General features: G+C 31.3%; 11 protein-coding genes and 1 tRNA gene. 9 read left to right on the top strand and 3 right to left on the bottom strand.

Translation table 11 applies throughout. From position 1 onward, the window contains the following. Window positions 1-3,743 (bottom strand): beta strand repeat-containing protein (locus C8N27_RS03550; protein ID WP_147431699.1); only part of this gene is annotated, 3,743 nt, incomplete at its 3' end. Between the two features lie 1,700 nt (window positions 3,744-5,443). On the opposite strand from C8N27_RS03550, the gene C8N27_RS03545 reads away from it, so the two are divergent. From C8N27_RS03545 to C8N27_RS03515, 7 genes are all read left to right on the top strand, one after another. Next, a complete protein-coding gene (locus C8N27_RS03545; RefSeq protein ID WP_121146289.1) occupies window positions 5,444-6,067 on the top strand; it encodes a JAB domain-containing protein in 624 nt (207 codons plus the stop codon). 546 nt (window positions 6,068-6,613) lie between these two features. Continuing rightward, the gene (locus C8N27_RS03540; protein ID WP_099216674.1) at window positions 6,614-7,522 is read left to right on the top strand and encodes a hypothetical protein; all 909 of its coding nucleotides are present in this window, start codon (window positions 6,614-6,616) and stop codon (window positions 7,520-7,522) included. A gap of 139 nt (window positions 7,523-7,661) precedes the next feature. Beyond that, entirely contained in the window at window positions 7,662-8,057 is a 396-nt protein-coding gene (locus tag C8N27_RS03535) for a hypothetical protein (protein WP_121146288.1), read from the top strand. A gap of 51 nt (window positions 8,058-8,108) precedes the next feature. After that, the gene (locus tag C8N27_RS03530; protein ID WP_164723447.1) at window positions 8,109-8,798 is read left to right on the top strand and encodes a CsgE family curli-type amyloid fiber assembly protein; all 690 of its coding nucleotides are present in this window, start codon (window positions 8,109-8,111) and stop codon (window positions 8,796-8,798) included. A gap of 11 nt (window positions 8,799-8,809) precedes the next feature. Beyond that, window positions 8,810-9,226 (top strand): curli assembly protein CsgF, encoded by a 417-nt coding sequence (locus C8N27_RS03525; RefSeq protein WP_121146286.1) that lies wholly within the window; start codon window positions 8,810-8,812, stop codon window positions 9,224-9,226. 30 nt (window positions 9,227-9,256) lie between these two features. Further along, window positions 9,257-10,606, top strand: coding sequence for a CsgG/HfaB family protein (locus C8N27_RS03520; protein ID WP_121146285.1), 1,350 nt, complete (start codon window positions 9,257-9,259; stop codon window positions 10,604-10,606). An 11-nt stretch (window positions 10,607-10,617) separates the two neighbouring features. After that, complete coding sequence (locus C8N27_RS03515) at window positions 10,618-12,117, top strand: carboxypeptidase regulatory-like domain-containing protein (RefSeq protein ID WP_167444717.1); 1,500 nt, start codon at window positions 10,618-10,620, stop codon at window positions 12,115-12,117. Window positions 12,118-12,985: 868 nt separating this feature from the next. Here C8N27_RS03515 and C8N27_RS03510 read toward each other — a convergent pair. Both C8N27_RS03510 and C8N27_RS03505 read right to left on the bottom strand, forming a co-directional pair. Then, window positions 12,986-13,059: transfer RNA gene (locus C8N27_RS03510), tRNA-Ile, on the bottom strand. Window positions 13,060-13,112: 53 nt separating this feature from the next. After that, window positions 13,113-14,084, bottom strand: coding sequence for a polyprenyl synthetase family protein (locus tag C8N27_RS03505; RefSeq protein WP_121146283.1), 972 nt, complete (start codon window positions 14,082-14,084; stop codon window positions 13,113-13,115). A gap of 126 nt (window positions 14,085-14,210) precedes the next feature. Between C8N27_RS03505 and C8N27_RS03500 the strand changes: the two genes are divergently transcribed. Continuing rightward, window positions 14,211-14,819: a TetR/AcrR family transcriptional regulator gene (locus C8N27_RS03500; protein ID WP_121146282.1), complete on the top strand. Its 609-nt coding sequence runs from the start codon at window positions 14,211-14,213 to the stop codon at window positions 14,817-14,819. A gap of 5 nt (window positions 14,820-14,824) precedes the next feature. Next, on the top strand, window positions 14,825-16,237 hold the full coding sequence (locus tag C8N27_RS03495) for a TolC family protein (RefSeq protein WP_121146281.1): 1,413 nt from the start codon (window positions 14,825-14,827) through the stop codon (window positions 16,235-16,237). The last annotated feature ends 5 nt before the right edge of the window (window positions 16,238-16,242 follow it).

Here is a 16,242-nt window from a genome sequence, read left to right as displayed (position 1 = left end):
GTAATGGTTGCCGTGGCAGAAGTCACTTCCGCACACGTTCCACTTTGTACGACCGCACGGTATTGCGTGGTAGCGGTAAGGTTGGTCGCTGTTAAAGTAGTGGTGGTATTGGCAATATCGGTATCAGTGGTAAAGTTATCGGTAGAACTTTCCCAACGGATGACATTTCCTGTCTCTCCACTTAATGTCAGTGTGGTTGAATTTGTTCCTGTACATACATTGGTACTTCCCGCAATGCTTCCGCCTACCGAAGTCGGATCTACGGTAATGGTTGCCGTGGCAGAAGTCACTTCCGCACACGTTCCACTTTGTACGACCGCACGGTATTGCGTGGTAGCGGTAAGGTTGGTCGCTGTTAAGGTATTGGTGGTATTGGCGATATCGGTATCAGTGGTAAAGTTATCGGTAGAACTTTCCCAACGGATGATATTTCCTGTCTCTCCACTTAATGTCAGTGTGGTTGAGTTGGTTCCTGTACATACATTGGTACTTCCCGCAATGCTTCCGCCTACCGAAGTAGGGATAATTGTAAGAGATACTTCGTCAGAAGTTAAAGACTGACAGGTATTAAGTGTACTTGTTACTATTAACCTGTATTTATTAGTGGAAGCTGTTATTGGTGGATTTGTTAAGGTTAATGCAGGCGTAGTTGCATTGCTATATATTCCTCCATTAGAAATATTATTCCAAGCTCCAGCACCTGCAATTTGTTCTTGCCATTGATATACTAACCCTGTTGTAGTACTTGTGCTACCACTGTAATCAGGATTTGTTCCTGGAGCGGTTACTGTATAAGTAGTTGTACTTAAGGAGCTTGCTGCGGCTGTAAAAATAACATTACTTCCTAAACATATAGTGCTATCACTTGGTTGTGTGTCCATTTGTATTTGAGTAGCAACAATCTCATTACCTGTGGTTTCTTGTCCTTGATCACTTCCAATATCTGCTGCTCCAGAAGCATTTACAAGGTTAGGAACCCCATTGCTATCTATGCTTCCTTGAGCTGCTATATCTATTCTTCCATTTCCGTCTAACTGACCAGAAGTAACATTTTCGCTTGCTTCTATTGCATCAAAGCACCCATCATTATCACTATCTAAGTCTAAATGATTCGGAACTCCATCATTATCGGAATCTAAAAAGCCTCCACAAATTAAGGCTAAGTTAATAGGAGACGTCGTGTTTCCAGATTTTAGATCAAGTTTTAATGATGTTGTGGTTGTTTTAATTTCCCAAGCTTCAGATGCTGAAATAGTACCTAAGGCATCAAAGTTCAAAATGCCACCAGAGTTAGAATTAATCATTAAATCATTATTTGGGTCGGCTACAGTAAATTCTCCTGTTGAAGTTAACTCCCAAGTATCCCCCGTATCAAAATTTCCAGTTATACCAATTTCATGTTTTAAGGAAACTGTTACTGGGGATGAAAAAGTAAAAGTTGCTGTTCCTCCTTGAGTGATTAAGATATCTCCATTAGCATTACCTTCGTTTACTGTACCTGTTGTAGTAATTGTTACATCTATTATTTTTTCTGTATCTTGATCAAAATAGCTGCCAGAGGTTAAGGTAGTTCCAATTCCTGTTAAATCTAATGGGGTTCCTGCACAAGCTAATGATTCTTCTGTGTCTAATATTCCATCATTATCATCATCTAAATCTAGCCTATCGGCTATTCCATCACCATCAGGGTCTGTCCCTGATCCATTAATAGTAATTACTAAATTAGCTGTATCAGAAGACACTCCGTCAGAAATTTCATAAAAAAATGTATCTGTTAATGTTTGACCTACGAGTAAGCCTGCTACTGCTGGGTTTGAAGTATCAACAATATATTCATAACTTCCATCAGGATTCATTATTATTGACCCGTAAGTTCCAGGGTATGAAGTATTTAAATTTCCGGTATTTAGGTTGCCTAATGTAGTACCAAGTCTTATGGTGGTAACAGAGCCAGAACCTTGCCAGTAAACATCTGAAACACCAGCAATTTGTCCAAGAGGGTCAGGATCTGTAACATTAGGCCCATAATTATAACTTAATCTTAACTGATTAATTGGCTGTTCAAAAAACACATTGATATTTCCTGTAGCGTCACTAGGTATTGCACTGCCTATTCCATAAAAAGTATTACTTCCTGAGTTAATTACTCCACCTGTTGTAACAAACTTATAAGTTGAATTTATACCATCTAAATTACCTTCAATTTTTATTTGATCTTGCCAAGAACTTCCTTGTGAAAAATCAATATCTGTTAGTAAGAAACCTAAATTAAAAACGGGTTGATCAAAATCTATAACTAAAACAGTGTCATCAGTGGGGTTAGTTGTTCCGTCTATATTGTATATTAAATAACCTGTATGACCTCCGTTGGTAGTATAATCTACTGTTTGGTTAAAAGATGTACCAAATCCTCCAGGGTCTAAAGTAGTAAAAGAAAGCCCCACGCCACCAATAGTTTTTGTTTTTCCATTTACTGTTTCTCCATTTGTAAAATTGCTTTCCCAAACTAAAGTAGATAAGCCTCGATCTACGGTATCAGAGCCCCCCGTTCCAGAATCGGTTATTACATTACCTGTGGCACTTGCATCGATAAAAGCAGTTAAAGAATCTGTGTTATCTATTGCGTCAGGAGCTTCATCTACTCCGTTAATTGTTATGGTTAATATACCATAATCTTTTATTCCAATGGCATCTGCTACAGTATAAGAAATAATATCATCTAAACTCTCTCCGCTTTTTAAACCTGTAACAGAAGCATTTGTTTCATCAACATCATAAGTATAAGTACCATTTGCTTGTATTGTAATTGTACCATATAATGTGGTATATGTATTATTAACCATAGATGGGTACACGTCTACTTCGGTAACAGATATTGCTGTTGAACCAGAATCATTTGCCAAAACATTGCCTGTGACTGTCCCTGTAGAGTTTGCTGATATACTATTGATTTCATCAACAACAGTTGGTGGTGTTGTATAAACTCTTATTATAGTTTGTGCAGTTGTAAAGTCTCCATTAGTATCAAAAATAGTAACATCCATTGTTCGTACTCCATCTGTATAAGGGTTTTGTAAGTCTCCATAAAACAAAGTTGATAAAAATGTTTCGAATTCAGAGTTCGCAATTGGATTACCTGAGGTTTCCGTTATATTAAAAGAAGTGTTTGTTAATTGGGTTATTTGTATTGTAGAAGCCCCTATGGTATAAGTAAATGGGCCGGAAACAGGTACTTGTAACCATAATAAGTCAAAACCACCTCCATTATTAATAGCTAACAATTCACCAGAGGGAAAGTCAACAATACCGGAAAAATTTAGGGTTGCACTTAAAACCCCTGCATCTGTTGTGACATTTGGGCTTACTGTTACAGGGAATACATTAGAAGTTGTTGGTTGTAGTTGAAAATCATAGTTGTTTCCTGGTGTTATGGTATTCAGATCTAAAGTAGGAGCAGCCATCATCATGTTAAAAGAAGAAGAGGAGAATTTTTGCCTCGTTCTACTTTTATTGATTTTAGTTTTTCTTTCTATTAAAAAAGAACTGGTTATGGAACTAAGAGGATTGTTGGAAAGGGATAGCTTTGTGTCTTGTAGAGGTTTGTAAGACAAAACCTTATTAAGATTGCCTTTTTTTAGGTTTTCTTTTACAGATATTTGACTATTACTAGTTATAGTAAATGTTAATAAAATTACATATAATATGCTTTTATGTATATGATAGTGAGAGGACTTATTTTTCATGTAAAGCTAATTTTTATTTAAAAATAGGGATAATACAAATACAGAACTGTAATTACATATTTACCATATTGATGGTGTAAATTATGTATAAATTAAATATAAAAACTATCTAAAAATGTATTAGAGTGTTTTTGTAATTAGTTAATTATGGTTTGGAATTATGTGAAATTTGCATGGATATATCTTAGAATGAATCTTACAAGCTGTGTTTAAAGAACTGAAAAGATTCTTTAAACATGTTTTTTTCTTTGTTGAGAGCCTAGTTACTTTCTCTTTTCTAAATATAGATAGCTGAATTTTACGGATAAGAATGATAAAATCTAACGTGAATATTATGGTGTTAAAATTCTGATAATAAAAGTGTTTCATGTTGGGAGACTAGATTTTGTTAATGTATTATGATACTGTTATTTCATCTTTTTTTATTTAATAGATAATTAAAGAAAGTGAAATTCTTTAAAATCTCAGTATAAATATATGGAAAATATTTTAACATTTTTTTATGTTTTTTATAAGAGATTAATTTACTAATAGGGCTGGCATAATTAGACATAGTATTTAAAGCATCATTAATGAATTTAATTTACAATAAAAAGAAACTTTTCGAGAAGCACTATCACTTACTTGAAAGAGTAGTGTGAGTAATAATTAATGAGATGATATTAGATACTCGCAATTTATCTATTGAGATTGCTAAACATAAAAAAGTTATGCCCTAGTGAGGTAAGACGATTTTTAGAAGTATATGATTTAGTGTAAAAAGAGACAAAAGATTAACCTTTTATCATTCCAAAATAGTCAAAATAAAATTGAGAACTACTTGTTAAGTGGTTGATTACTTGGTGTTAGGGTTGGTGTTTTTTACAATATTATAAGTCTACAAATAATAAGTTTCAGTAACTTTACGTTAACAACCACTAACCAAGGTGTACAGACGATTACGGGGGGCGTAGATTGCTGTACATGAATAGAATTGGGCATCCATACATTTTGGATGCTCTTTTTATTTTTAATAATACTGTGAATTAAATATAATAAGTAAACAAAACAACCACATCAACTATCCTTTTTTTAGATAGAACCACTATGAAAAGTACAATAGACAACTCTAATACTTGCTGAGCAAGTCACAGATTTTTTTAAAATACCGTAGTGAATTTACAAATGCTTATAACAAAGCTGTAGAAAAACTCAATACATAAAAGTGCAATCATAAACACCAGAAAGCGAAAAACTTTTTTTAGCATCTACATAGGTGTTTAAACTTTAAAAATTAAAATATAAACATTTTTTTTAATAAAAAAATCTTTAAAAAGAAGATAAGACGTAAGAAAGCGAAATTTACACAAAAATATGAATAACATTTTTTCAAACAGAAATAACCAGCTCTCAAGATAATATTAATGAGGCTTATGAAGATACTCATAACACATACATGCAGAAGCACAATACTAATTTACTAATAGTAATAACATTATTATATATAATTTAAAAATATAACTAGAGAATGTAATTTACAGTAAAAAAAGCTTCTCAAAAAATACTGTTAATTATCTGAAAAGAAATACGAGTAACAATTAATGAAATAATCAAAATTTGTCTATTGAGGTTGCTAAACATAAAAAAGCTATGCCCTAGTGAGGTTAGACAGTTTTTAGAAGTGTATGATTTGTAAACAATAAAATCTTACATTTGTTTTTATGGACATAAAATTGACAGAACAAGAGAAGATAAAGATTCTAAATTCCGATGATATTTACGGAATTATGCAGCGCATTTTATTAAGAGATAATAAAATAGACCAAAATCGTGAGCATTTTTGGGTTATTGGTTTAGCTAATAACAACCGTATTCTTTTTATTGAGCTCATAAGTTTAGGAACTGTCAATGCAACCTTGGTGGAGCCTATGGAGGTATTTAGTTTTGCGTTGCAAAAAAGAGCTGTTAAAATCATATTATGCCATAACCATCCAAGTGGTGAATTAAAACCTTCAGAGGCAGACAAAGATATTTCTGACCGTTTAATACAAGTAGGCATTATTGTGGATACTGAAGTGGTAGACCATCTTATAATATCTGAGAAGAGCTATCTTAGTTTTGGAGATATTGGGTTATTAGATGAGCTTAAAAAAAGCACTAAATACGTTCCTAAATATGTGTTAGAGCAGCGTCTAAAAAAAGAAGCTACTGAAATAGCTGAAAAGAAAAAAGCCATTGAAATCGCAAAAGCTTTCAAAAGAAGTGGTCTTGATAATGAGTTAATCGCTAAAAACACAGGTCTTACCATTGAAGAAGTGGAGAAACTACGAGTGAAAAGGTCGTAAAACAAATTTCTAATTATAAGGTAACAAAATTAATTCGTTAATACTTTTTTTTCCCTAATCAGACTAATCGAATAAAGTAAAGAAGCAAAAAGACAAATACTACTTAACAAGAAATAAAAAACTTTTATTTATTAGATAAAGTAACTTATTTTAAAGAAGAAAATACATTAAAAAAAAGGGGAGAATCCCCCTTTTTTTTAAATTAAGGATAAAGAAATGTAAAGCTAAAGGCTACGTTTATAGCGTGTTTTTGGCTTCTCTTATTCACTTTTTTTAAAAGTAAAGAAATCTTTATTGGTTTTTGAAACTGAAAAAATCGTATATTAGCTACGTTTAAACAGACAAACTATATATAGTTTCTTACAGTTTTATTTTAAACTGATGGATGTAATCACGGTTATCAAACTAACCTTTGCATTTTACCCCATAATTTTATCTTACCCTTATTTACTAGCATTCTCCCACAATAAGCATCATTACTATTTGTATGCTTGTCGTAGATAGAGTATGCTAAAAATTAACTAACGTATTTTAAAATTATCTATTATGAAAAAATTTTTATTAGCAGCTATTTTTTTAGCTTCAGGAACAGCTTTTGCACAGTTCGCTAATCCATTACCAACACCTAAAGCTAATTGTCTTGGATGTTCAGTTTCGCAAGTAGGACCTTCCTATGGAAATAGAGGAGCCGTAATTAACACAAGTTATGTAGATCAAACAGGACATATGAATGACGCAAGTGTTGTTCAAACCGGAGTTGGAAACCTGTCTAAAATTGATCAAGATGGTCAGAATCAAGGGTTTTCAGGAGGTTTGGGAAATGAAGCTACTGTATATCAAAGAGGAAGAAAGAACGAAACCGACATTAAACAACATGGAGATTATAACTCTGGTTTTGTAAATCAAGTAGGATATAAAAACTATGCACAACAAGATGTTGGTGTAGGTTGGGCAGAAAACAACAGAGCTTATGCTTATCAAACAGGACGTCAAAACACTTCTATTCAAAAACAACGTTATGATAATAATGTAGCTATTGTAGCACAATCAGGTAGAAGAAACTTTGCTCATCAAGATCAAAGCACAGGAACTAATGGTGCGCCAGGAAGTGTAGCGGGTATTTTACAAATTGGTAATTATAATAAAGCTAAACAAGTTCAAAGAGGTAGCTTTAATATAGATGGTATTGCTCAGTTTGGCAACGGAAATGTAGCTTCTACAAATCAATCTTCAAATGGAGGTTTAAATATTTCTGGTATTGCACAAACAGGTTGGGGTAACAAAGCTTGCGTTGATCAAAATGCAGATGCAGGGATTAACTTAAGTTTAATTAGTCAATTTGGTGTAGAAAATCATGCTTCTGTTATTCAAGATGCACAAGGTTCTGGAAATGCTAGTTTTATTGGACAGGCAGGTTACATGAACAAAGCTTGTGTTGAACAAACAGGATTATAAACTTTTAATTAAGCAACAAAAATAAGGGAGAATGGGAGGGTTTTCTTTTCCTCTCCCTTATTAATAAGAAACTAAAGTAATGATGCGAAGGATAAAAAAGACATTGTGTATAATCCTATTAATATTTAGTTTAAAAGCTATGACACAACAAAATACATCTACTTACTTTGTGTCTGTACCTCAAATAGGGAGTGATGCTTCTTTTCTGGTTTTAGAAAAAAATATCAACTCATTAAATAATTTACAAGATTATGATAAATCGGTTGATAATTATAATCTATCAATTAATCAGTTAGGAGTTAATAATGTTGCAGAAGTAAAAAGCGGAATGAATGACATACAGTTGATTGGACAAAAAGGTAGAGATAACTATTATAATTTTATAGATTATTATAATAATTCAACAACAAAAATAAATGCTCTTCAAGAAGGTAATGCAAATTCATTGCTTATTTATGGGACAAACTCTTTGATGGAAAATGTGAAAATCATTCAAAAATCTAATTATAAAACAATTATAGTTAGGAATTATTAAAAGATGTTAAGGTTTATTTTTTTTAGAAATGTTTTAAAATATGTCACTCTATTGTTACTGTGTATAACTACAAGCTTTGCTCAAGAAATAAACGAGGTAAAAGCCAAAATTCTTGTTCTTAAAAAAGACAATTTTATAGCAGTAAAAGCACAAGCTGAAAATGAAGGAGTGTTGTTTAAAGATGAGCTTAATTATAACTTATTAGTACTAAAAAAGAATAAAGAAGGAAACTATTCTAACAATAAACAATCGGGAGAATTTTCTTTAAAACCTAACGAGAAAAAAGAGCTTTCATTAATAAGATTGAGTTTAAACCCTGATGAAGAATTAAAAGCTTATTTATTTATAAGGCACAGGAAAAAATTGATAGATAAAGACACTCTAGTAATAATACCTAAAAAGGTAGGTGTAATGAATAAAGAAAAAATAGATGAGTCTAATTTTATATTAAAAGGATTGGTTATTGAAGAAGCAATAACAAAAATAGGAAAAGACTTTTATGACTTTTTTTATCAAGAGTATCTGCTCTCAGGCTTAAAATATCCTTTTATCATAAAAATAAAAGAAAAACCAGGATTAAGAAGAACTACAGTTTTAATTATTGAAGCTGATGATAAAAAGATTTTTGAGTTCATGACTATGCCAGGAGAAGATTTTCTTAAACGAGCTGTTAAAGCATCTTTGGTAAGATTAAGTAGTTACTCAAAACAGAGAAACACATTATTAAGTTATAAAATTTAAAAAAGTAAATTATGAAAATAGTAACCAAACTTATAACAATAGTTTTATTTTTACTAAGCTCATTTGCTTTTTCACAAGAACTAGTTTATAAACCGGTAAATCCATTTTTTGGAGGAAACAATCCATTCGGGTATCAGCAAATTTTGGCTTCAGCTAATGCACAAAACGACTTTCAAGAAGAAGGACAAGATCCTTTTCAACAGCCTTCAGATTTAGAAAATTTTACAAATAGCTTAAACAGGCAATTACTAAATTCATTGTCGCAAGACCTATTTCAAGAACAGTTTGGAGATCAAGGATTAACTGTAGGAACTTATGTATTTGGGTCTTTAGTAGTAGAAGTTACACCTACAAGCGGGGGATTATCAGTGAATATTTTAAACACACAAACTGGTGAACAAACACAGATAATAATACCAAACAATTAAAACAAAACGATTAACTATAACTTAAATTTTATGAGAAAACTATTACTCAAATTATTATTCTCTTTATTAAGTTTTATCTTGTTTTCTAGTTGTGGAGCATACCTTAATCAGCCATTTCAGACAACGAATGCTAGAATAGGAGAAAACACCTCTTTACAAAACGATTTAATTAAAAACATTAAACCTGTCGAAAAAATAATCGTAGGAGTTTATAAATTTAGAGATCAAACAGGACAATACAAGCCTACTGAAAACGGTTCTACATTTAGTACTGCGGTAACGCAAGGAGGTACATCAATTTTATTAAAATCATTAGAAGAATCAAAATGGTTTACTCCAATAGAAAGAGAGAACATTGCTAACTTATTAAATGAACGACAAATAATAAGGTCTACAAGGCAAGAATACCAAGGAGTTAATTCTACAAAAATGCCACCATTACTTTTTGCTGGAATTATTTTAGAAGGAGGTGTGGTTTCTTATGATTCTAATATTATTACAGGGGGTTCAGGAGTTCGATATTTTGGAGCGGGAGCATCTAACCAATATAGAGAAGATAGAATAACAGTGTATTTAAGAGCTGTATCTACATCAAACGGACAAATCTTAAAAAATATTTATGTCTCAAAAACAATACTCTCGCAAGGAATTTCAGCAAACTTATATAGATATGTTTCTTTAAGAAGATTGTTAGAAGTAGAAACAGGAGTAACCAAAAATGAACCTATGCAATTAGCTGTAAAAGAAGCTATAGATAAAGCAGTCGAACAGTTAATTATAGAAGGTGTTGTAGATGGTTTATGGACTCCTCAAGGAGGTGATACGGTTGTTAATCTCTTTAAAAAAGAATATTTAAAAGAAAAAAATGAAGCAGATAATACTTTATTATTTAATAGAAAACAAGAAAAAAGAAGGGCTACCAATTCAATGAGTCTTATGGGAGGAACTTCAATAATTTCAGGTGATTATTCAAATCCAGTTGCAAGGTTTGGGTTTGACTTAAAATATAGGTACTTTTTTAAGGATCCAAGATTTAGTTTCGGAGGAAGTATAGGGAAGTTTTCACTAGAAAATGAAAGGTCTTTTGAAAATACATTTTTAACATCAAGTCTATTTTTAGAATACAATATGTTGCCTTATGATAGGTTAACACCTTATGCGTATGTTGGGATTGGATCGGTTTTAGAAAAAAACCTAGATAACCCTATGTTTAAATTTCAGTATGGTCTGGGATTAGAGTATTTAATAACCAATAAAATAGGTTTAACTCTTTATGGAGAAAACTATCTTTTAGGCTCAGATAATTTAGATAAGTTAGTTAGAGGAAAAAGAAACGATTTTATATGGAGAATAGGAGCAGGTATAAATGTTTATTTTTAAGAAACAAAGTAATGAAAAGCATAATAAAAATAACAATACTTTTAATGTGTGTAACCTTATTTAACTGTAGTGAAGACACTGTGGATTTTGTTGAATTTGGCACTATTAAAGGGCGTGTAGTTAAAAAGAGAAGTTTTGAGCCAATAGCTAATGCTAAAATAACATTGTCACCAACCAATAACACAACTTTTACAGATGAAGATGGTTACTTTTTAATGGAAGATGTACCAGCACAAGACTACTCTGTAAGTGCTACTAAAGAAGGATTTTTAACAGCTTTTGAACCTGTAGGTTTAGGAGCAGAAACAGAGATTAATGTGGTTTTTGAATTAGATATCGAAACAGCTTTAAACGACCCTCCAACTGCTCCAGAATTAAGATCCCCAGTAAGTGGTATAGAAGATTTAAATAACACGGTAGAATTAAGTTTTAAATCAACCGACCCAGATGAAGATGAAATAACATACAGAATAGAGATTAAAAACGACTTTAATAATGATGTTATATCTTTTGAAAATGTAAAAGACACTTTGTATACGGTAACCGATTTAAAATTTGGAGTAAAATATTTTTGGCAAGTAGCTGCTTCAGATAATATTAATGCAGAAGTATTAAGTACTGTAAGTACATTTAAAGTAACATCAACACCTGATAATAGATACTTTTATACAAGACAGGAAGCAGGAAATAATGTTATTTACTCAGGAGACTATATTAATGAAGCACCAATAAATGAACTTCTGTTAACCTCCCCAACCACAAATTCTTGGAGACCCAGAAAAAATTCAGCAGCGAATTTGGTTGCCTTCTTACGGACAGACAATAACGAAACTCACATTTATACAATGAATACAGATGGTTCAGGTGTTAAAAAAGTTACTTCTAATGTTCCTGTAGTTGCGTTTGATTTAAACGAAGTTGATTTCTCTTGGTCTTCAAACGGAGATCGAATCATATATCCGCATTACGATAAATTATATTTGATAAATAAAGATGGAAGCGGTTTACAGCAAATATATCAAACAATAGATGGTAATTATATTACTGAATGCGATTGGAGTAATGATGAATCTAAAATAGCACTAAAAACCAATAATACAAGTGGGTATAATGTACAAATCTATACGATTGATATGACAGGAAATATAATTGACACTGTTTTAACAGGAGTTCAAGGAGCTGCAGGAGGGATTAATTTTACAATAAATGGAAGCTCGCTGTTATACACTAGAGATATTTCTGAATATGAATCGAGTAATTATAGGCTACTAAATAGTCATATATTTTTATATGAATTTGCTACAGCAGAAGTTACTGATTTATCAGAAGGAAAAGCTGATGGAACAAATGATTTAGACCCTCGCTTATCACCTAATGAGGCTGAAATTATCTTTGTGAATACATCCAATGACGGAATTTCAACAAAAACAATTTATAAAATACCTTTTAGCGAAGGATCTACAACAAGAACAGCATTGTTCGAAAATGCTACAATGCCAGATTGGGAGTAAAAGAAAACTAATAATTACTGAGAGAGCGAGCGTTAAAAAACGTTCGCTTTTTTCTTGGCTAAAACTTAATAATAGTAATATTTTATCATTAATTATAAAAAGAAATGAAGAATTGATTGCTGGTTTTAAAAGAGTTTGAAATAATTATTATTTCAATTGGAGGTGAAATTACTTTTACTATTGAAGTTAAAGAGTTTTCTGGTTTTGATAATTAATTTAATGTTAGTATTAGAAAATTGAGGGGGAGTAAAAGCAAATAATTCAATTTAAAAAACATCTATTTTTAACTAATGCTTACTTACAACAAATTACCACAAAACTAACCCTTAAAAAAACAAAACACTATTAATTAGTTGATTAAAATTGCTTTTGTGATACGGAGAGTTTCCGTTATCAAAGAAAAAAGTGTGTCTGTAGCTCTGCGAAAAAGATATTGACAGACTTTTAATCATGATTTTATAACGATAAAAAATTAGAAGATTGTAGAGATATAGTTATTATTGGTTTTTGGGTAGGTTTAAGAGTCTCTGACGTTCTTAACTTACTTGAAATTAACACGGATGATAAATTTATAACCGTTTAACATAAAAAGACAAAAAAACTCATCAGGGATTAAAGTGGTTATTCGTTTACATCATAAAATCAAAGGAGTAATTAATAAAAGGGGAATACTAAGAGTGATAACAGGTGTAAAACCTTAATTTGTGATGCTTTTTGGAAAAAGAATAATGGATAGGGGCGGTTAATTTAAAAAATAAAGAAGCGAAACTAAAAAGGGTAAGGTGTTTATTTATATTTTTTCTTTCCTCTCTGCTTTCCTTGTTAAAAAACAAACCCTTGAAAATCAGTATTTTCAAGGGTTTAAAAGTGGTCCCACATGGGCTCGAACCATGGACCCCCTGATTATGAGTCAGGTGCTCTAACCAACTGAGCTATAGGACCCGTTAAATTTGGATTGCAAAAATAAAAACTTTTTTAAATAAAAACCTATTTTTTTACACTTTTCTGCTCATTAAATTTTTACCAAAAGCACGTAAACCTTCTTTGTGCTTATCAGAAATGTTAAGGTGATTTAAGCTTTCAAACGACTTATCTGTATAGTACTCAATAAGTTTGTGTGTTTCTTTAGGTATGTTATTCTCCTTAAAAATAGTCGAAACAGTGGCTATTTTTTCAGTGTTATTTTTTTGTTTTCCGTTATAAAGGTTTAATAAATCTTCTTTGTCAGTACCATTTGCTACTTCTAAAGCCTTTAAATAAAGGTATGTTTTCTTATTTTCGATAATATCTCCACCAACTTGTTTACCAAAAGACTCAGGATCGCCAAAAGTGTCTAAGTAATCATCTTGTAACTGGAAAGCAATTCCTAGGTTTAATCCATAGTTGTATAAGTGTTGAGCTTGTTCTTCATCAGCTTTCGCAACGATAGCACCCATTTTTAAAGCAGCAGCAACTAAAACAGAGGTTTTTAATGTAATCATCTTAATGTATTCATCAATAGTTACATCATTTCTAGTTTCAAAATCAACATCTAATTGCTGACCGTCACAAACCTCTAAAGCAGTTTTGCTAAATAATTGTGCTAGTTTTTGGAAAATTTCAGGTTCATAGTTTTCAAAGTATTGATATGCTAGAATAAGCATAGCATCACCTGATAAAATTCCTGTATTTATATTCCATTTTTCATGCACAGTTTCCTTTCCTCTTCTTAAAGGAGCATCATCCATTATGTCATCGTGCACTAAAGTAAAGTTATGAAAAACTTCTACAGCAAATGCAGCTGGTAATGCTTTCTCATAATCGTTTGAAAAAACATCAGCAGCAATTAAGGTTAGTATCGGTCTAATTCTTTTACCGCCTAATCTTAGTATGTAGTCTACTGGTTCGTAAAGGTTTTTAGGCTCTCTTGAAAATTTTTGAGATTCTAAAAAAGTTATAAAGTCTGATTGATATGATAATATGTCCAAATTTGAAAATTTTTGTAAAAATAAGGTAAAGATAAATTTTAACTATAAGGTAATGTTAAAAAAAGATTAAAACTCTGGAAACTTTTTTTGTTTCTAGAGTTTCCTGTTGTACATTTGCAAACAATTATGAGAGATAAAATAATTAATAAAGCAGGTGAAATGTTTTTAACCCTTGGGTTTAAAAGCACTACGATGGATGATATTGCAAAAGAACTTGGAATGTCTAAAAAAACATTATACAAGTACTTTTCAAATAAAACAGCTTTGGTAGATGCCAGTACAGAATCGGTTCATAATACAATTAGCGAAACGATTGATACAGTGAAAAGCCAAAACTATAATGCAGTTGAAGAAGAGTTTGCAGTGAAAGCAATTTTTAAAGAAATGTTTAAAAATGCAAAAACTTCACCAATGTATCAATTAAAAAAGTACTACCCGGAAACGTACACAAAACTAATAGAACGAGAGGTGTGTATGTTTAGAGACTGCAACATAGACAACTTAAAAAAAGGAGTTGAACAAGGCTTGTACAGAGCAAGTATAAAAGGAGACCTTTTAGTCAATTTTTATTTCACACTAGTTTTTGGTGTATTTGAAAGTGAATTATACAGCAACGACATGCAAGAGGTTATGGAAATTGAATATGAAATTTTAGAATATCATATCAGAGCGATAGCAACTCAGAAAGGAGTAGAAGAATTAGAGAAACAATTAAGAAAAATAAATAAAAACTAAAAACAATGAGGAAATACATATACGGTGTATTTGTGTTCTTTTTTACAGGGTATATCATTGCTCAAGAAAAAGAAATGAGTTTGTCAATGCAAGAAGCAATTGATTATGCTATAAAGAACAGTTACGACAATAAGGTATCCTTAAACGATATAGAAGCAGCTAAAAAGAAAAAGTGGGAAACTACTACTATTGGTTTGCCACAAATTAATGGTAAAGTAGAGTATCAAAACTGGATAAAACAGCAAGTGTCTTTACTACCTGTTGCAGCTTTTGATAATACTCAAAGTACAATAGATATTGTTGAAGAATATTTTGATGGGGTTATAAGAAATGGTAATGAAGTAACAACACCAACGGGTTTTATTCCTTTAAGATTTGGAACAAAACAAACAATGAATGCATCAGTAACGTTATCTCAGTTAATTTTTGATGGTTCGTATTTGGTAGGGTTACAATCAGCAAAAACATATTTAAAAATCTCTGAGCAAGCAAAAGAAAAAACAGAGTTAGCAACAAGAGAGGCTGTTATTAATGCTTATGGAAATGTATTAGTTACTGAAAAATCAATTGAAATTTTAGAGAAAAACAAGGAAGTACTAGAGAAAAACTTGAATGAAACTCAAAAAACTTATGATAACGGGTTAACAGAGTTAGAAAATGTAGAACAATTACAAATCACTTTAGGTAATGTTGAAAGTAACTTAAGAAATGCTAAACGATTAAAAGAAATAGCATATCAAATGTTAAATGTTTCTTTAGGAAACTCAATTGAAACTAAACTAACATTAACCTCTACATTAGATAATTTAGTTATTGATAACACCGACTTAAGTTTGTTAGCTACACAATTTAATATTGATAACCATATTGATTTTAAAATAGCTCAAAACGACAGAGAAAGTAAGCGTTTATTAATGAAGTTAGAACAAAGTAAAGCTTTACCTAGTTTATCAGCATTTATAAACTATGGAGCAAATGCCAACTCAGACGATTTTAATTTTTTAGATAGTAATCAAAAATGGTTTGACTATTCATTATTTGGGGTGAGTTTAAATGTGCCTATTTTCAGTTCTTTTGGAAGAAGTTCTAGAACAGCACAAGCAAAAATAGCATTAGAAAATGCAGATATCCGATTAGAAGAAGCAAAGCAAAAACTAAACTTACAGGTAGAGAGAGCTAAAAGTGAGTATCAATTAGGAATTGAAAACTACGAAACAGCTAAGAAAAATTTAGCGTTAGCTGAGCGAATAGAAAAAAAGCAACAAATAAAGTTTTTTGAAGGGATTTCTTCAAGTTTTGATTTACTACAAGCACAAAATCAGTTATACACGCAGCAAAACAATTATGTACAATCAATGTTGAATGTAATTGCTAAAAAAGCACAATTAGAAAACGCATTAAACATACCACTAAAATAAAATCA

This window comes from Tenacibaculum discolor (genome assembly GCF_003664185.1).
Classification (GTDB): Bacteria; Bacteroidota; Bacteroidia; order Flavobacteriales; family Flavobacteriaceae; genus Polaribacter; species Polaribacter discolor.
Note: the sequence above shows the minus strand (reverse complement) of the source record. Positions and strands in the feature narration are given on the sequence as shown.

Coding starts and splice junctions, on each gene's coding strand:
- C8N27_RS03540 (WP_099216674.1), top strand. CDS start 6,614: ATGAAAAAATTTTTATTAGCAGCTATTTTTTTAGCTTCAGGAACAGCT.
- C8N27_RS03535 (WP_121146288.1), top strand. CDS start 7,662: ATGACACAACAAAATACATCTACTTACTTTGTGTCTGTACCTCAAATA.
- C8N27_RS03545 (WP_121146289.1), top strand. CDS start 5,444: ATGGACATAAAATTGACAGAACAAGAGAAGATAAAGATTCTAAATTCC.
- C8N27_RS03520 (WP_121146285.1), top strand. CDS start 9,257: ATGAGAAAACTATTACTCAAATTATTATTCTCTTTATTAAGTTTTATC.
- C8N27_RS03515 (WP_167444717.1), top strand. CDS start 10,618: ATGAAAAGCATAATAAAAATAACAATACTTTTAATGTGTGTAACCTTA.
- C8N27_RS03500 (WP_121146282.1), top strand. CDS start 14,211: ATGAGAGATAAAATAATTAATAAAGCAGGTGAAATGTTTTTAACCCTT.
- C8N27_RS03495 (WP_121146281.1), top strand. CDS start 14,825: ATGAGGAAATACATATACGGTGTATTTGTGTTCTTTTTTACAGGGTAT.
- C8N27_RS03525 (WP_121146286.1), top strand. CDS start 8,810: ATGAAAATAGTAACCAAACTTATAACAATAGTTTTATTTTTACTAAGC.